We start from the raw sequence: 16,835 nt of genomic DNA, 5'->3' as shown, positions 1-16,835 counted from the left end.
CGTACGCAGGACGTCTGCCGTGAGCAGCTCCCGCGACAGGGCGGGGCTGCGGAACATGCAGCAGCTGATCCAGTTGCGCTGGATCGCCGTGGTCGGGCAGGTGGCCACCATCCTGGCGGTGCACTACGGGTTGGGCATCGCGTTGCCACTCGGGTTGATGTGCGGCGTATTGGCCGCGTTGGCCGTGTTCAACCTGGTCAGCCAGCTGTGGTGCCGGCGACGCGAGCACGTGTCGAGCATCGCGTTGCTGGTGGGCCTGCTGGTCGACGTGGCCTCGCTGACGATCCAGCTGTACCTGTCCGGCGGCATCACCAATCCGTTCGTCTTCCTGTACCTGCTGCAGGTCGTGCTGGGCACGGTGCTGTTGCGCGCACCGCTGAGCTGGGTGATCGCGGCGGCCGCCGCACTGTGCGTGACCGGCCTGACGCTGGTACGCACGCCGCTGGAACTGACGGTCGAGCCCGCGCGCGGCCTGGCCGACCACTACGTGCAGGGCCTGTTGATCTGTTTCCTGCTGATCGCCGGTCTGCTGGTGGTGTTCATCACCCGCATCGGCCGCATCCTGCGCGAGCGCGATGCGCGCCTGGCGGAACTGCGCCAGCGCGCCGCCGAGGAAGACCATATCGTCCGCATGGGCCTGCTGGCCTCGGGCGCGGCGCACGAACTGGGCACGCCGCTGTCCACGCTGTCGGTGATCCTCGGCGACTGGCAACACCTGCCGACGATGGCCTCCGACGGGGAACTGCACAACGACGTGCTGGAAATGCAGGCGCAAGTGGCGCGCTGCAAATCGATCGTCACCAACATCCTGCTCGCCGCGGGCGGACCCCGCGCCGAGGCGCCGACCGAAACCACGCTGCACGCCATGCTGGACGAGCTGGCGAACGAATGGCGCGAGGCACGCAATCCAGCATCCTTCCGCTACCACAATCGTTGCGACGTGGACCCGGACATCGTCTCCGACGTCGGCCTGCGGCAGATGGTCTTCAACGTGCTCGACAATGCGCTGGAGTCGTCGCCGCAATGGGTGGCGATGGAGGCGCGCTGCGACGGCGACACGCTGGTGATCGAGATCGGCGATGCCGGCACCGGGTTCGTGCCGGACGTCCTGCAACGGCTGGGCACGCCCTACAACACCAGCAAGGGCCGGCCGGGCGGCGGACTGGGCCTGTTCCTGTCGGTGAATGTCGCGCGCACGCTGGGTGGTAGCCTGACGGCGAAGAACCGGCCGCAGGGCGGGGCCGTGGTCACGCTGGCGCTGCCGCTCGCCGCCATCGCCATCGAGGAGGACGACGATGATGAGCAAGAGTGATCGCCGTCTGCTGATCGTCGAGGACGATGCGGCGTTCGCGCGCACGCTGGTCCGATCGTTCGAACGCCGTGGCTACCAGGTGCGCCATCTCGCCGGCGAGGAGGGCATGCCCGCACTGCTGCAAGACTTCGCGCCGACGCATGCGGTCGTCGACCTGAAGCTCGCCGGTGGCGCGTCCGGCCTGTCCAGCGTGAAGCACCTGCATGCCTTCGATGCGGAGATGGTCATCATCGTGCTGACCGGCTACGCGAGCATCGCCACTGCGGTGGAAGCGATCAAGCTGGGCGCCCGCCATTACCTGGCCAAGCCGTCCAACACCGACGACATCGAGGCCGCCTTCCAGCGCGCCGCCGGCGATACCGACGTGGAGCTCACCGAGCGCACCACGTCGATCAAGACGCTGGAGTGGGAGCACATCCACGAAGCGCTGGCGGCCAGCGACTTCAACATCTCCGAGGCCGCCCGCCGGCTGGGGCTGCACCGGCGCACGCTGGCGCGCAAGCTCGAGAAGCGCCGGGTCAAGTAGCGGCGCCACCACCACCCTGGATTCGGCCCGTCCCGCGGGGGACGGCGACCTTGCCTGGTGGCCTGAGGTCCGGGTGACTACTGGCACATTCGCTATATCAAAGTTCGCAATAGCATCGTCTCCAACCTAGCGGGGGTCCCGCAGAGGGGGAAGCGATGAACGAGCCCGACATCCACCTGAAGAAGTTCCAGAAAGAGCTCAGCGCCGGCACCGTGTCGCTGGCGCTGCTGGCGGTGCTGGCCCGCGCCGGGGAGCCTCTTTACGGCTACCTGATCGCCAAGCAGCTGGAGCGCGTCGGCGACGGCGTGCTCAGCGGCAAGCAGAGCGCGCTGTACCCGGTGCTGCGCAACCTGGAGGGCGGCGGGCTGCTGGACAGCTTCGTCGAACCCTCCGTCGCCGGGCCGCCGCGCCGCTACTACCGCATCACCGAGGCAGGGCGGCAGACCCTGCAGTCCTGGGCCGCCGCCTGGCGCGCCACCCGCGATTCCGTCGATTCCGTGCTTGAGGGGATTCCTGCATGAACACCACCACCGTCCCGGGCAGCCGCCTGCCCACCACCATCCCCGAATACCTGGACCAGCTGCGCGCGGCATTGACCGGCGCCGACAAGGCGATGATCCAGGACGCCGTCTACGACGCGGAGGAATACCTGCGCTCCGAAATGGCCGAGAACCCGGGCAGGTCGGAAGCCGAGGTGATCGCCTCGGTCGCCGGCAGCTACGGCGCGCCGGACGAAGTCGCCGACATCTACCGCGAAACCGAGGTCACGGTCGCCAGGGCGCTGCGTCCGCCGGTACCGCCGAAGCGCACGTCGGCGCTGGGCCGGTTCTTCGGTGTCGTCGCGGATCCGCGGGCATACGGCGCACTGTTCTACATGCTGCTGTCGCTGATCACCGGCATCTTCTATTCCGTATGGGCCTTGATGGGATTCAGCACGTCGACAGGCCTGCTGACGGTCATCATCGGCATCCCGTTGCTGCTGCTGTTCCTCATGTCGATACGCCTGTTGTCGCTGGCCGAGGGTCGCGTGGTGGAAGTGCTGCTCGGCGTGCGTATGCCGCGCCGCCCGCTCTACACGCAGCGCGACAAACCCTGGATGACGCGGTTGAAGGAACTGTTCACGGATGGCCGCACGTGGACCGCGTTGATGTACATGGTGCTGATGCTTCCGCTGGGCATCCTGTACTTCTGTGTGGCGATCGCGCTGCTGTCGACGTCATTGGGATTGATCGCGTCGCCGCTGGCGCTCTTCGTGGGCCAAGGCTATGTGTTCACCTTCGGGAACTGGAACCTGGTCACGGAAGCGCCCTGGTTGCTGCCGCTGTTTTCCGTCATCGGCTTCATCCTGCTGTTCGCCACCCTGCATCTGGCACGCGCGGTCGGCCTGTTCCACGGCTGGCTGGCCAAGCATCTGCTGGTGCGTACGCCGGTGGTCTGACGCCGCAGGACTGGAAACGAAGAAAGCCGCCCGCGGGCGGCTTTCCTTTTCCTGCACTGGCACGGAGTCAGTCGGCGTATTTGGCGATGAAGTCGCGCACCTGCGGATACACCTGTTCGCGCCAGCGGCGGCCGCTGAAGATGCCGTAGTGGCCGGCGCCCTCGACGGTCAGGTGCCTGTGGTGCGCCTTCGCGATGCCGGTGCACAGGTCGTGTGCGGCGGCGGTCTGGCCCTGGCCGGAGATGTCATCGAGTTCGCCCTCGATGCTCATCAGCGCGGTTTTCTTGATCGCGGCCGGCTTCACCAGTTCGCCGTTGACCTTCCACTGGCCGCGCGGCAGCAGGAACTCCTGGAACACGGTACGGATGGTGTCCAGGTAGTACTCGGCCGGCATGTCGAGCACGGCGTTGTATTCGTCGTAGAACTTGCGGTGCGACTCGGCATCCTGCTGGTCGCCCTTGACCAGGTCGGCATAGAAATCCCAGTGCGACATGAAGTGACGGCTGGGATTCATGGCAATGAAACCGGCGTGCTGCAGGAAGCCCGGATATACGCGTCGACCTTCGCCGGGGTAAGGCGTCGGTACCGTGTGGATGACGTTGTTCTCGAACCACGACAGCGGATTGCGCGTGGCCAGGCTGTTAACCTCGGTGGGGCTGCGGCGCGCATCGATCGGGCCGCCCATCATCACCAGCGAGCGCGGCGTGGCTTCACCGCGCGCGGCCATCAGCGACACGGCGGCCAGCACCGGCACCGTCGGCTGGCAGACGCTGATCACGTGCAGGTTGTCCGCGCCGATGTGGCGGATGAACTCCTCCACGTAGGCGACGTAGTCGTCGAGGCTGAAGGCGCCTTCGGCCTCCGGCACCATGCGCGCGTCGACCCAGTCGGTCACGTAGACCTTGTGGTCGCGCAGCAGCGTGCGCACGGTATCACGCAGCAACGTGGCGTGGTGGCCGGAGAGCGGCGCGACCACCAGCACGACCGGGTCGTCTTTCAGCGTGGTGATCGTCCCGGCGTCGTCGGTGTAGCGCTTGAAGCGCAGCAGCCGGCAGAACGGCTTCTTGACGATCTCCTGCTCCACGACGGGAACGGTGCGGCCTTCGACCTCGACCTCGTGGATCTCCCACGCCGGTTTCTCGTAATCCTTGCCGATCCGGTAGATCAGTTCGTTGCCGGCGGCGATGCGCTCGGCGCCCGGCACGTTGGACAGCCAACTGGTCGGGGCGGAGAAGATGCGCGCGTTCGCTTCGGCCATGTAGGCCAGCGGCGCCATCCATGCGCGTCCGAGTTCGTGCAGTTGGTACAAGGTCATGGCGGTCCTGAATCCCACTTTTGGTGCGCGGTGCTGCGCCGCAGCATACCCCAAAGGCAGGGTCACCGCGCGTGGCCTGTTCAGGTTATCGGCCGATAATCCGCCGCCTCCAGTACCGCCACGTCGCCCGCCAGCCGTGGCCCCAGCCAGCAATGGTTGCCGATGGACTGGAAACCCTCGCCGTTGAAGGCCTGCCGATACCACGCCGCCTTGCGCGGTACGAAGCCCTCGTGGTCGCCTTCGAACTCGTCTTCCTTCGCGAAGGTCTCCAGGAACGCCACGCCACCGCACAGTTCGGCCAGGCCGGGCAGTCCTCGCTTCAGGTCGCGCGTTGGCACGTAGTGCAGCACGTCCGAGCACACCAGCAGATCGACGGGTTCGCAGGGACGCAGGTATTCGAAATCTTCGAAGCACGCATAGTGCACATTGCGCGTGCGCCCGAATCGCCGGACCGCGTACTCGCTGCCGTCGAAGCCGAGGTACTGCAGTTTCGGCCGCAGCTTCAGCAGCGGCGCGCGCCACGCGCCTTCGCCGCAGCCGATGTCGAGCACGGTGCGGATCGGACGCTCCAGGTGGTACTCGGCTACCGCCACGGCCAGCGCGATCTTGCGCGCGAGGCGCGGCGCGCCGCCGATGTCGCCGTCGCGGTACCAGCGCTGGAAGTAATCGGCGTCGTACTGCTTGGTCATGCGGGCATCCGGGAACAGGAAGGCGGGAAGCTTACGTGATGTGGCGCGCTATCCTATGCGCCATCCAATCCCGTGCCGCCAGCCGGAGCCAGCCGCATGTACCTGTGGGTCAAGACCTTCCATCTCGTCTTCGTCATCGCCTGGATGGCGACGGTGTTCTACCTGCCGCGCATCCTGGTCAACCTGGCCGAGACGACCGGGCAGGCCGACGTGCAGGCGCGCCTGCTGCTGATGGGGCGCCGGCTGTACGGCTTCGGCCACAGCATGTTCGGTATCGCCGTGATCCTGGGTCTGGTGCTGTGGCTGGGCTACCGGGTGATTCCGGATTTCCAGACGATGGTCGGCCCCGGCACGGGATGGCTGCACGCCAAGCTGACGCTGGTCGCACTGATGTTCGCGCACTTCATCGTCGCGGGCCGCTGGCTGAAGGGCGTGGCGAAGGGCAAGTCGCTGCCTTCGCCGACGGCGCTGAAGTGGTTCAACGAACTTCCGCTGTTCGCGTTGATCGCGGTCATCTGGCTCGTGCTGGCCAAGCCGTTCTGACGCACCTGCTCCGGCAACCGCCGGAGCAGGTCGTTCACTACTTCTGGAAATCCACTGGCTTCGGCAGCTCGACCGGCACGCCGTTGGCATCGCAGGTGTTGGCGGCACACAGGCGGGCACGCAACGCGGGCGTCGCCTGCACGACGACGTGGTAGATCGTGTTCTGCTCGACGGTGCCGCGCACGGCATCGCTGCCGGGGCCGCTGGCCCAGATGCCGACGTCTTCGCCGCCGTGCGATTCCGATTTCAGTGGCACCAGCGCTTCCTGCAGGTAGTCGGGATGCTCGGTGTCGACCTGGCTCAGGTCCGGACGGCCTTCCGACGTTTCCACGCTGCTCGGTGCATGCAGGAAATGCTTCGGGCCGGCGGGCTGGCGGTTGCTGGCGCCGGTGTAGCCGGGGCCGTTGGCATAGGTCAGCGTGGTGAAGGTCAGGCCGTTCTGGTCGCGAGCGAGGTCGCCCGGTGTGTCGTCTTCGCCGCCCTGGCCGCGCACCTTGCCGAGGATCGGGTTGCCGCGCACCGGATAGCCGACGAAATTGAGCGTGTGCGAATGATCGGCGGTGACCAGGATCAGCGTGTCGTCCTGCGACGTCGCATCCACCGCGGCCTGCACGGCATCCGACATCGCCACGGTCTCGCCGAGCGCGCGATAGGCATTGCCGTAGTGGTTGGCGTGGTCGATGCGCGCGCCTTCCACCAGCAGCACGAAGCCATCGCGTTTGCGCGACAGGGTGCGGATGGCGACGCGTGTCAGGTCGGCCAGCGAAGGCTCGCCCTGGGCATCCTTGCGGCGGTCGTGTTCGAACTGCATGTGGTCATACTCGAACAGGCCGAGCAGTTGCGGTGCGTCGGCCGCGGCGTCCAGCTGCTGCGTGTTGGTGACGTAGGCACCCTGTGGGTGGGCCTGCTTCCATTCGTCGACGAGGTTGCGGCCGTCCAGGCGCTGGCCGACCTTGTCGTCCTCCTCGGGATCGCGCACGTCGATCGGCAGGAACTCGCCGCGACCGCCGCCCAGCGCCACCGTCGGGCCATGGCCGAAACGCGCGGCGGCCATCAACTGCTGCGCGATGTCCTTGCAGCCCGCTTCGACCGCTTCCGGCGGCAGGTCGGTGTCGTTCTCCCAGTCGCGATGCGACACATGCGCATACGTCGCCGCGGGCGTCGCATGCGTGATGCGGGCCGTGGTGACGATGCCGGTGGCCAACCCGGCGCTGTCGGCCAGCATCAGCCAGCTGAGCAGGTCCTTGCTGCCGTCGGGCGTGCATTCGCCCTTGCGGCCCGCGGAGACGCCGATCGCGCCCATGTGCGTTTTCACGCCGGTGGCGACGGCGGTCATGGTGCCGGCGGAGTCGGGCGTCTGCGAATCGGTGTTGTAGGTCTTGCTGAAGGCGGTATGCGGGAAGCGCTCCCAGCTCAGCAGGTTTTCCTCGCCCGGCGTGCCCTTGCGCTGGCCTTCGAAGATGCGTGCGGCCGCGACCGTGGTCAGGCTCATGCCGTCGCCGAGGAACACGATGACGTTCTTCGCGCGCCCCTGCATCGCACCGTTCGCGGCGGCCTTCGCCGCACCATTCCGATACCACCACTGCGGCGTCTCGCCCTGCGGGTGCGCGACCGTCGGAACGTCGACGTGGAGGGCGGAGGAGGACGACTGCGAGGTGCTGGCGCAGCCCGCCAGTGCGGTGAGCAGGGTCATGCCGACGAGTGGCGAGACGAAAGCGCGGGGGAGCATGGCGAACCGGAAAATGATGGACGCATCATTATGCCGTCCGGGCAGTGTCCTGTTCGTGACACCGGGCATTCCGCGTGCAGGGTCGCCCGGCACAGGGCCTTGGGCTAAGGTGTCGCGTCCGTTTCTGTGAGTCATCTGGATGAAGCTGGTCTCGGCCTGGTTGAAGATCCCGTTCTGGCAGCGCGTCGTCGCCGGCTTCGTGCTGGGCGCCCTGGTGGGTTGGCTGATGGGGCCCGCAGCGGAGATCTGGCTCAAGCCGCTCGGCGATCTCTACGTCACCCTGATCAAGATGATCGCGGTGCCGCTGGTGTTCTTCGCGGTGATCAATGCCGTGTCCAGCCTGCACGGACAGAAATCGGTCGCCGCACTCGGCGGACGCACCTTCCTGTGGTTCGCGATCACCGCTGCGCTCGCGGTGTGCGTGGGCCTGGCGGTGGGCTGGATCGTGCAGCCGGGCAAGGGTCTCACGGGTCTGATGACGGCACCCGACTACCAGGTGCGCGACGTCCCCACGCCGGTGCAGGTACTGCTGGACATCGTGCCGGCCAATCCGTTCAAGGCGCTGACCGATGGCAAGATCCTGCAGGTCATCTTCTTCGCCGGCCTGCTCGGCTTCGCGCTGGTCAAGCTGGGCGAGCGCAGCGCGGGCCTGCGCAAGCTGGCCGGCGAGGCCAGCGACACCATGGTGCAGGTCACGCGCTTCGTGCTGGAAATGACGCCGATCGGCACGTTCGGCTTGATCGGCAGCCTGGTCGGCACCTACGGTTTCGAGAAGCTGCTGCCGTTGGGCAGCTACATCGGTGCGCTCTACGTAGCGTGTGCGCTGCACATCGTCGTGGTCTACGGCAGCCTGCTGCTGGCGCATGGCCTGAATCCATGGAAGTTCTTCCGCGGCGCCGCGCCCGGCATGCAGGTGGCGTTCGCCAGTTCGTCCAGTTTCGCGTCGATGCCGGTGGCGCTGCGCAGCGTCACCCACAACCTCGGCGTGGACAAGGATTACGCGGCGTTCGCCGTTCCGCTGGGCGCCAGTATCAAGATGGACGGCTGCGGCGCGATCTATCCGGCGCTGACGTCGGTCTTCGTGGCGCAGTACTTCGGCCTGGACCTGTCGGTCAACCAGTACTTCCTGATCCTGCTGGCCTCGGTGCTGGGCAGCTTCGGCACCGCCGGCGTGCCCGGCACGGCGACGGTGATGGTCACCGTGGTACTGAGTGCGGCCAACCTGCCACTGGAAGGCATCGGCCTGCTGGTGGCGATCGACCGCATCCTCGACATGATGCGCACGATGACCAACGTCACCGGCCAGATGCTGGTGCCGGTGCTGGTGGCGAAGGAAACCGGACTGCTGGACCGCGGGATATACGAAGCTGCTTCGACCAACCTGGGCTTGGAAGCAGGCGACCCCCGGGAAGGTTGAGTCGCGGCGCGCACCTCAGGCAAGCGTCGCCTTGTCGCGCGACACCCACCAGGCGAATACCGCCGCGGTGACGAACATCAGCAGGCTGTAGACGGCCGCCGGGACCGAGACGGTGGGGTTCTGCAGCACGTTGAGCGCGATGAAGATCGCCAGCGTGCCGTTGTGGATGCCGATTTCCATCGCGATGGCGATGGCCTGCTTCTTGGGCAGCCGCAGCGCCAGCGGCGCTGCGTAGCCGACGCCCATGCTGGCGAGGTTGAACAGCAGGCAGGCCAGGCCGACGATGGCGAAGTAGGTGGTCAGCGTCTTCCATTCCTGCGCGACCGCCGCGACCACCAGCAGGGCGAGCACCAGTACCGACAGCAGGCGGATCGGCTTTTCGGCGCGCGCGGCGAAGCCGGACGCCTTCGCACGCAGCAGCATGCCGATGGCGACGGGGAGCAGGATGATGGCGGCGACTTCGACCACCTTCTTGGTCGGTGGCGGCACGTACTGTCCTGCGCCGAGGAAGTGCTCCAGCGACAGGTTGAGGATCACCGGCAGTGTCAGCAGGCAGAGCAGGCTGTTGATGGCTGTCAGCGTGATGTTCAGGGCCACGTCGCCACGGGCGAGATGGCTGTAGATGTTGGCGGTGGCACCGCCGGGCGAGGCGGCCAGCAGCATCAGGCCGACCGCGAGTTCCGCCGGCAGACCGAACCCGATTGCCAGACCGAATGCGACCCAGGGCAGTACGAGTATCTGCAGGGCCAGGCCGATCAGCACGGCGCGTGGATAGCGCGCGACGCGGCGGAAATCCTCCAGCGTCAGTCCCAGCCCAAGGCCGAGCATGATGATGCCCAAGGCCAATGGCAGCAGCAGATTGGTCAACAGTGATGCCTGCATCGCGTACGACTCCCCTTCGGCGCAACGGACAGGTGGTGCGCGATGATCGACGCGCCACTGGAGGATCGCCGCAATCCGTCGTGCGACGCAAGTTGCGGCGCACCGCGATCGCCGGAAAGCACGAAGGCCGCACGAGGCGGCCTTCCGAAATGCTCACGAGTCGCGGCGCGCGTTACATCGCGACGCGGCGGCCGCTCAGGTAGCGGTTGGCCCAGTAGCCGGTGATCAGGCTGTCCACGCGCACGTCCTTGCCGCTGCTCGGTGAATGCAGGAAGCGGCCTTCGCCGACATAGATGCCGACATGGTTGATGCGGCCCTTCAGCCCGAAGAACACCAGGTCGCCCTGGCGCAGTTCTTCGCGTGCGCCGACCGGTTCGGCATCGGTCTTGGAGGCCATGTCGCGGGAGACGCGCGGCAGTTCGATGCCCAGCGCGGTGCGGAAGACGTAACCGACCAGGCCACTGCAGTCGAAGCCGCTGTCGGGCGAGGTGCCGCCCCACCGGTACGGTGTGCCCATCAGCGCAAGCGCGCGCTGCAGCACTACTTGGATCTTGCCGCCCGGCTGTTCCTGTGCAACGACGCCGTCCTTGCTGAGGTCATAGGCGGCGAGCAACTTGCTGATGTCGCCTGCGACCATCGCCGAACGATCGACCAGCGGCAGCGTGTCGCTGGCGGCCAGGCGCGGGAGCAGGGCGGAGAGTGTGGCGGTGGCGGCCTCGGCGGCCCGGTCCTTGACGCTGGCCGTAACGGATTTGGTGGCCTGCGGCTGGATGGTCGCGTCGGTCGACGCCCGGCTTGACGCTGTATCCACATCGGACGGCGCAGTCTGCGCCTGTACCACGGACGCCATGGCGCACAGGCCAAGGCTGATGAGGAGTCGGGAAACCCTCCGCGGCAGGCGGTGGGTGGCGGCTGGCTGGCCTGTCGGCAGGTCGTCGGTCGTCACGCGCGGTCGGGGTTTAACAAGTCAGGGGCGATAATGCCGCCTGATCGGCCCGATTTGGTTCAAATATCGTTATTTATTCGTTACGCGTGAACGTTCCGCGTCACAGAGTTGACCGAATCCTAACGAAGCACGCGTTTCGCGCCGCTGTAATGGTCCCGCCAGTAGGGACCGTCCAGACGGTCCAGTCGGACCGTCCCGCCGGTGCTGGGCGCATGCACGAACCGGCCTTCGCCCACATAGATGCCCACGTGTGTGACGTTGCCCTTGCTGCCGAAGAACACCAGATCGGCGCCAGGCGGCGCGGCTCGATCTTCGGTCCCTGCACCTGCGCCAGCTCGCGCGAGGTGCGCGGCAGGCGCAGGTCCAGCATGTCGCGGTAGACGTAGGTCACCAGGCCGCTGCAGTCGAAGCCCGCTTCCGGCGTGTTGCCGCCGTAGCGGTAGGGTGTGCCGACCAGGCCGATCGCACGCATCAGCACCGAGTTGGCGGCCGCGGGGTCGTCGGCCTCGACCATGGGCCACGCATGCTGGGCGGGTGGAGGCGAGGGCTTGCGGGCCTGCGGCTTGGAGCCGCCGCAGCCAGCCAGTGCGAGCAGGGCAATGCAGAGCATCAGCAAGGCCCGCGGCCGAAGTGGCGCGGGCAGGGGCAAGCCGGGATAATGTCGGGCCTTCATCGCGGCGCATCTTCGCCGCATTCCCTTGCGGCCGACAAGCCGCTCCCGTCCTGCCGGCCGGCAGGCCCCGCCCAGAGTCCCGCATGAAAATCGCAAAAGACAGCGTCGTCCGTTTCCATTACACCGTGTCCGAAGCCGGCCAGGAGCCGATCGAAAGCTCGAAGGACCGTGAGCCGCTGGCGATCCTGATCGGCCACGGCAACATCATCCCGGGCTTGGAAAACGCCATGCAGGACCGCGAAGCCGGCGAGAGCTTCGGCGTGGACGTGGCGGCGGCCGATGCCTATGGCGAGCGCCGCGACGGCCTGGGCCAGCGCGTGCCCAAGAAGCACTTCGGCAACCAGCGCCTGGTGCCGGGCCAGCAGGTCGTGCTGCAGACCAACTTCGGTCCGCGCGCGGTGACCATCCAGAAGGTCGGCATGAGCGTGGTGGACGTGGACCTCAACCACCCGATGGCCGGCAAGGACCTGCACTTCGATGTCGAAATCGTCGACGTGCGCGAAGCCAGTGCCGAGGAACTCGAGCACGGCCATGTGCACGGTGATGGCGGCCACCACCACTGAGTGGCGCGACACGTGTGATCCGACGGCCCGCGCAAGCGGGCCGTTTTCTTTTGCGGGCCGGATGCAGCGCGGCGCATGGTCTAATCGGCGCGACCAACAAGGGGAAGGGAATGACGGCGACGATCACGGACAACCTGGCGCCGATCGCGGTGACCGAGCGCATCGAAGCGATGGATGTGCTGCGCGGCTTCGCGCTGCTGGGCATCCTGCTGATGAACCTGGAAGGATTCGTGGGGCCGGTGATGGCCTCGGGTACGGGCCTGGACCCGAAGCTCGTGGGGATGGACCGCACCGTCGATCTGCTGGTGTACGTGCTGGTGCAGGGCAAGTTCTACACCCTGTTTTCGCTGCTGTTCGGGATGGGCTTCGCGGTCATGTCGCAGCGCGCCGAGCAGGCGGGCCGGCCGTTCGCCGGCGTGTACTGGCGGCGCGGCCTGGTGCTGCTGGCGCTCGGCGTGGTCCATGCGCTCTTCATCTGGGCCGGCGACATCCTGATGATGTACGCGCTGTGCTCGTTCCTCCTGCTCGCCTTCCGCCCGCTGCCGACCCGCTGGTTCATCTGGCTGGGGTTGGCTGCGTACGTGATGCCCGTGGGTTTCATGTTCCTCATGGGCGGCATGGGCTCGCTGCTCAATGGCACCGACGGGTGGGACAAGGCCATGGGCGGGATCGGCGAACAGATGCGGGTGCTGATCGAAAGCGAACGCGCGGCGTACGGCAGCGGCAGTTATGCCGACGCCACGTGGCAGCGGCTGAAGAGTGCAGGCATGGCGCTCAGCAACATCACGATGTTCGGCTTTATCGTGTTCGGCATGTTCCTGCTGGGCGCGTGGTTCGTGCGTAGCGGTGCGATTGCGCGGCCGCGTGAGTTTCCGCGCCTGTACGCCGGCCTGCGTTGGGTGGCCTTGCCGGTAGGGCTGTTGGCGATGCTGGGATCGGTGGCGCTGGAGCCGACGATGGACTTCGCCACGTTCGATCTGCGCATCTCCGCCGCGTTCGCATTGCAGATGCTGGCCAACCTGCTGATGTGCCTGGGTTATGTCGCCTGGGTGCTGCGTGCGCTGGCGTCGCCACTGTGGCAAAGGCCACTCGGCTGGCTGGTGCCGGTCGGACGCATGGCGCTGACCAACTACCTGATGCAGTCGCTGGTGTGCACGTGGATTTTCTACGGTTACGGCCTCGGCTACTTCGAACAGTTGCCGCGTGCGTGGCACCCGGTGTTCGCGCTGGCGTTGTTCGGCCTGCAGGTACTTGTCAGCCACCTGTGGCTGTCGCGGTTCCGGTTCGGCCCGATGGAGTGGCTGTGGCGGTCGGCGACGTACCTGAAACCGCAGCCGCTAAGGCTTCGCGCCCGCTGATTCCGACTAGACTGTGGGGGTGACTTCCCCCCACGACGACGTCCTCATCATCGGCGGCGGTGCCATCGGCCTGGCGACCGCGTTGGCGCTGCTCGACGCCGGCCGCGGCGTTCGCATCCTTGATGCGGGCACCGTGGGCGGTGGTGCATCGCACGGCAATTGCGGCACCATCACGCCCAGCCACGCGCCACCCCTTGCGGCGCCCGGCGTGGTCGCACAGGCGCTGCGCTGGATGTTCACCCCGGACGCACCGCTCTATCTCAAGCCGCGCGTCGATCCCGCGCTATGGCACTGGCTGCTGCGGTTCGCTGCGCGCTGCAACGTGCGCGACTGGCGGCAGAGCACGCAGTCGCGGGCGGCGCTGCTCAACGATGCACGCACGCGGCTGGCCGACTGGGTCGGCCGCTATCGGCTGCAGTGCGAGTTCGAGGAAGAAGGGCTGGACTACGTCTTCCGCGATCCACGCAAGTTCCAGCAATACGTGGACGAGGCGGCGGTGCTGGCAGAGTTCGGCATCGCGACCGAGGTGTTCGATGGGACCGCTTACGAACGCGACGAGCCCGCGATGCTGCCGGGCGTCAGGGGCGCGATCCGCTTTCCCGGCGATGGACGCCTGCGTCCGGACCGCTATGTGGCCGAACTCGCGCGCGTGGTGCGCGAGCGCGGCGGCCTGATCGAGGAGCACTGCCGTGCAGAGCGGCTGGAAGCGACGGCATCGGGCGTGCGCCTGGCGACATCGCAGGGTGAGCGAAAGGGGCGCGATGCGGTCATCGCGCTCGGCGCCTGGACGCCCGCGTTCGCCCACACGCTGGGACTGAAGGCGCCCATCCAGCCGGGCAAGGGCTACTCGATCACCTACTCGCGTCCGAACCTCGTGCCGCGCCACCCGATGGTGCTGAAGGACCGCTCCGTCTGCGTGACCGTGTGGGACAGCGGTTTCCGCCTCGGCAGCACGATGGAGTTTTCCGGCCTCGACGACACCCTCAACGCGACGCGTCTGGCGGCGCTGGAGCGCGGCGCGCGCGAGTTCCTGCGCGAACCTGTCGGTACCGAGGTGCATGAGCGCTGGTGCGGCTGGCGGCCGATGACCTGGGACGACCTGCCGCTGCTGGGGCGCGCGCCGGGTTACGAACGCGTCTGGATGGCGGCCGGCCACGGCATGCTCGGCATCAGCATGAGCACCGCGACCGGCCAGCTGATGGCCGACCTGATGACGGGTCGCACGCCGGCCTTCGACCCTTCACCTTACCGACCGGAGCGATTCGCATGAAACCGCAGGCGTTCGACCTGATCGTGATCGGGGGCGGTTCCGGTGGCCTCGCGGGCGCCTTCCGCGCGGCATCGCATGGGGCCAGGGTGGCCCTGCTGGAACCGAAGGAACTGGGCGGCACCTGCGTCAACGTGGGCTGCGTGCCGAAGAAGGCGATGTGGCTGGCCGCCGAGCTGTCGCAGAAGATCGCGCTGGCGTCGTCGCTCGGCTTCGATGCGATTCCGCCGACGCTGGACTGGAAGGAGTTCATCGTCCATCGCCAGCGCTACATCGCCGGCATCCATGCCAGCTACATGAAGCGGCTCGATGAAAGCGGCGTGGTGCTGATGCCGTGCCGCGGCCGCCTGCTGGACGCGAACACGGTGGTCAACGCCGATGGCGTGCAGCTCAGCGCGAAGCATCTGCTGATCGCGACCGGTGGCCACCCGGTACGCCCGGGCATACCGGGTGTAGAACTGGGCAAGATTTCCGATGACTTCTTCAGCCTGTGCGCAGCGCCCGCGCGCGTCGCCATCGTCGGCGGTGGCTATGTGGCGGTCGAGCTGGCGGGCGTGCTGCAGGCGCTCGGCAGCCAGGTGGAAATGTTCGTGCGCGGGCCGCGCCTGCTGGACGGTTTCGACACCCAGATCACCGACGAACTGGCCGCCGATATACGCCAGCACGGCGTGCGCCTGCACTTCGGGCACGCGGTCGCGGCGCTGGAGCGTGCGGCGGAGGATGGCGTGGTGCTGCTGGCCGAGGATGGCACGCGCACGGCGAAGTTCGACGAGGTGATTTTCGCGACGGGCCGCCGCGCGACCACGCAGGACATGGGGCTGGACACCATCGGCGTGACGCTCTATGCCGATGGCTTCGTGCAGGCGGACGAGCGCCAGGATACGAACATCCCCGGCATCCACGCCGTCGGCGATGTCACCGGGCAGACGGCGCTGACGCCGGTCGCCATCGCGGCGGCGCGCAGGCTGATGGACCGCCTGTTCGGCGGACAGCCCGACGCACGACTGGATTACGCGCTGATTCCGACCGTGGTGTTCTCGCACCCGCCCGTGGGTCAGGTGGGCCTGACCGAAGCCGAGGCGCGCGAGCAGCACGGCGACGAGGTGACGGTGCTGACGACCCGTTTTCGCCCGATGCTGCACGCGCTGGCCGATTCGCCGCAGCGCAGCCTGTTCAAGCTGGTCCTGGTGGGCGCGGAAAAGCGTGTCGTCGGGCTGCATCTGCTGGGTGAAGGCGCGGACGAAATGCTGCAGGGTTTCGCAGTGGCGCTGAAGAAGGGCATCACCCTGGCCGACCTGCACGATACCGTCGCCATCCATCCCACCAGCGCCGAGGAAGTGGTGCTGATGCGGTGAGCCGGGCCCGCGGGGCACGGCGATACAATGCGGACATGGATACTTTCACGCTCCACCGCGGAACCGCACCGCTGTTCATCAGCCTGCCGCACAACGGCACGACGCTTCCCGACGACATCGCCGGACGCCTGACGCCCGATGCGCGACGCGTCCCGGACACGGACTGGCATGTCGACACGCTTTACGCCTTCGCCCGCGAGCTGGGCGCCTCGATCATCGTGCCGTCGTATTCGCGCTACGTGGTCGATCTCAACCGTCCGGACGACGATGTATCGCTGTACCCGGGCCAGAACACCACCGGTCTGTGCCCGATCGTGCGCTTCAGCGGCGATCCCGTGTACCTGCCGGAGCAGCATCCCACGCCGGACGAGATCGCCTCGCGGGTCGATACCTACTGGCGCCCCTACCATCAGGCGCTGGAGCAGGAACTCGCACGCATCCGCGCCGCGCATGGCCGCGTGGTGCTGTGGGAGGGACATTCGATCCGCAGCGTGGTGCCGTTCCTGTTCGATGGGCGCCTGCCGGACTTCAACCTGGGCACGGCCGGCGGCACGAGTTGCTCGCCCGCCCTGCAGCGGGCGCTGGAAACCGAACTGGCCGCGCAGTCGGACTACAGCTTCATCGTCAACGGGCGATTCCGCGGCGGTTACATCACCCGCCATTACGCCGACGTCGCCAACGGCATCCAGACGGTGCAGCTCGAGCTCGCGCAGCTGAACTACATGGACGAAGACACGTTCGCCTATCTGCCCGAACGTGCGTCGCGCACCCAGGCCCTGATCCGTCGCCTGCTGGAGCGCACGCTGGCGTGAGGCGGTCGCG

At 67.2% G+C, this 16,835-nt stretch carries 16 protein-coding genes and 1 pseudogene; 11 read left to right on the top strand and 6 right to left on the bottom strand.

Annotated features, from left to right (window positions below; all coding sequences use genetic code 11):
• Positions 1-19: 19 nt before the first annotated feature.
• The 4 genes from AX730_RS10250 to AX730_RS10235 all read left to right on the top strand — a co-directional run bounded on the left by AX730_RS10250 (position 20) and on the right by AX730_RS10235 (position 3,276).
• Positions 20-1,312, top strand: coding sequence for an ATP-binding protein (locus tag AX730_RS10250; protein ID WP_232310227.1), 1,293 nt, complete (start codon positions 20-22; stop codon positions 1,310-1,312).
• Entirely contained in the window at positions 1,296-1,838 is a 543-nt protein-coding gene (locus AX730_RS10245) for a response regulator transcription factor (RefSeq protein ID WP_232310226.1), read from the top strand. The genes AX730_RS10250 and AX730_RS10245 overlap by 17 nt, the downstream gene beginning before the upstream one ends.
• 155 nt (positions 1,839-1,993) lie before the next feature.
• Positions 1,994-2,359 (top strand): PadR family transcriptional regulator, encoded by a 366-nt coding sequence (locus tag AX730_RS10240; protein ID WP_062355736.1) that lies wholly within the window; start codon positions 1,994-1,996, stop codon positions 2,357-2,359.
• Positions 2,356-3,276, top strand: a complete 921-nt coding sequence (locus tag AX730_RS10235; RefSeq protein WP_062355733.1) for a sensor domain-containing protein — start codon at positions 2,356-2,358, stop codon at positions 3,274-3,276. The genes AX730_RS10240 and AX730_RS10235 overlap by 4 nt, the downstream gene beginning before the upstream one ends.
• Positions 3,277-3,343: 67 nt before the next feature.
• Here AX730_RS10235 and AX730_RS10230 read toward each other — a convergent pair whose 3' ends face one another.
• On the bottom strand, positions 3,344-4,591 hold the full coding sequence (locus tag AX730_RS10230; RefSeq protein WP_062355730.1) for a polyhydroxyalkanoate depolymerase: 1,248 nt from the start codon (positions 4,589-4,591) through the stop codon (positions 3,344-3,346).
• A gap of 80 nt (positions 4,592-4,671) precedes the next feature.
• The gene (locus AX730_RS10225) at positions 4,672-5,280 is read right to left on the bottom strand and encodes a class I SAM-dependent DNA methyltransferase (protein WP_062355727.1); all 609 of its coding nucleotides are present in this window, start codon (positions 5,278-5,280) and stop codon (positions 4,672-4,674) included.
• A gap of 96 nt (positions 5,281-5,376) precedes the next feature.
• Between AX730_RS10225 and AX730_RS10220 the strand changes: the two genes are divergently transcribed.
• Positions 5,377-5,823: a CopD family protein gene (locus tag AX730_RS10220; RefSeq protein ID WP_062355724.1), complete on the top strand. Its 447-nt coding sequence runs from the start codon at positions 5,377-5,379 to the stop codon at positions 5,821-5,823.
• Positions 5,824-5,860: 37 nt separating this feature from the next.
• On the opposite strand, the gene AX730_RS10215 is transcribed toward AX730_RS10220, so the two are convergent.
• Positions 5,861-7,516 carry an alkaline phosphatase family protein gene (locus AX730_RS10215; RefSeq protein ID WP_062355721.1) on the bottom strand — a complete coding sequence of 552 codons (1,656 nt, stop codon included), beginning with the start codon at positions 7,514-7,516 and terminating at the stop codon, positions 5,861-5,863.
• A gap of 175 nt (positions 7,517-7,691) precedes the next feature.
• Here AX730_RS10215 and AX730_RS10210 point away from each other — a divergent pair, with 175 nt between their 5' ends.
• Entirely contained in the window at positions 7,692-8,969 is a 1,278-nt protein-coding gene (locus AX730_RS10210; protein WP_062355718.1) for a dicarboxylate/amino acid:cation symporter, read from the top strand.
• Positions 8,970-8,984: 15 nt separating this feature from the next.
• Here the strand turns inward: AX730_RS10210 and AX730_RS10205 are convergent, their stop codons facing one another.
• The 3 genes and pseudogenes from AX730_RS10205 to AX730_RS10195 form a co-directional block, all read right to left on the bottom strand.
• On the bottom strand, positions 8,985-9,851 hold the full coding sequence (locus AX730_RS10205) for a bile acid:sodium symporter family protein (protein ID WP_062355715.1): 867 nt from the start codon (positions 9,849-9,851) through the stop codon (positions 8,985-8,987).
• Between the two features lie 172 nt (positions 9,852-10,023).
• The gene (locus AX730_RS10200; protein WP_062355713.1) at positions 10,024-10,797 is read right to left on the bottom strand and encodes a C40 family peptidase; all 774 of its coding nucleotides are present in this window, start codon (positions 10,795-10,797) and stop codon (positions 10,024-10,026) included.
• 119 nt (positions 10,798-10,916) lie between these two features.
• Positions 10,917-11,269: pseudogene (locus AX730_RS10195) on the bottom strand (C40 family peptidase).
• A gap of 284 nt (positions 11,270-11,553) precedes the next feature.
• On the opposite strand from AX730_RS10195, the gene AX730_RS10190 reads away from it, so the two are divergent.
• The 5 genes from AX730_RS10190 to hutG all read left to right on the top strand — a co-directional run bounded on the left by AX730_RS10190 (position 11,554) and on the right by hutG (position 16,825).
• On the top strand, positions 11,554-12,033 hold the full coding sequence (locus AX730_RS10190; RefSeq protein WP_062355710.1) for an FKBP-type peptidyl-prolyl cis-trans isomerase: 480 nt from the start codon (positions 11,554-11,556) through the stop codon (positions 12,031-12,033).
• Positions 12,034-12,143: 110 nt separating this feature from the next.
• Positions 12,144-13,391: a DUF418 domain-containing protein gene (locus tag AX730_RS10185; RefSeq protein WP_062355707.1), complete on the top strand. Its 1,248-nt coding sequence runs from the start codon at positions 12,144-12,146 to the stop codon at positions 13,389-13,391.
• Positions 13,392-13,410: 19 nt separating this feature from the next.
• Positions 13,411-14,661: an NAD(P)/FAD-dependent oxidoreductase gene (locus tag AX730_RS10180; protein WP_062355705.1), complete on the top strand. Its 1,251-nt coding sequence runs from the start codon at positions 13,411-13,413 to the stop codon at positions 14,659-14,661.
• The gene (gene gorA, locus AX730_RS10175) at positions 14,658-16,013 is read left to right on the top strand and encodes a glutathione-disulfide reductase (protein WP_062355702.1); all 1,356 of its coding nucleotides are present in this window, start codon (positions 14,658-14,660) and stop codon (positions 16,011-16,013) included. The genes AX730_RS10180 and gorA overlap by 4 nt, the downstream gene beginning before the upstream one ends.
• Positions 16,014-16,048: 35 nt before the next feature.
• On the top strand, positions 16,049-16,825 hold the full coding sequence (gene hutG, locus AX730_RS10170) for an N-formylglutamate deformylase (RefSeq protein ID WP_062355699.1): 777 nt from the start codon (positions 16,049-16,051) through the stop codon (positions 16,823-16,825).
• Positions 16,826-16,835 lie beyond the last annotated feature (10 nt).

This window comes from Pseudoxanthomonas mexicana, from assembly GCF_001556105.1.
GTDB classification, from domain to species: Bacteria; Pseudomonadota; Gammaproteobacteria; order Xanthomonadales; family Xanthomonadaceae; genus Pseudoxanthomonas_A; species Pseudoxanthomonas_A mexicana_A.
The sequence above is the reverse complement of the archived record's forward strand: the minus strand, read 5'-3'. Positions and strand labels throughout refer to the sequence as shown.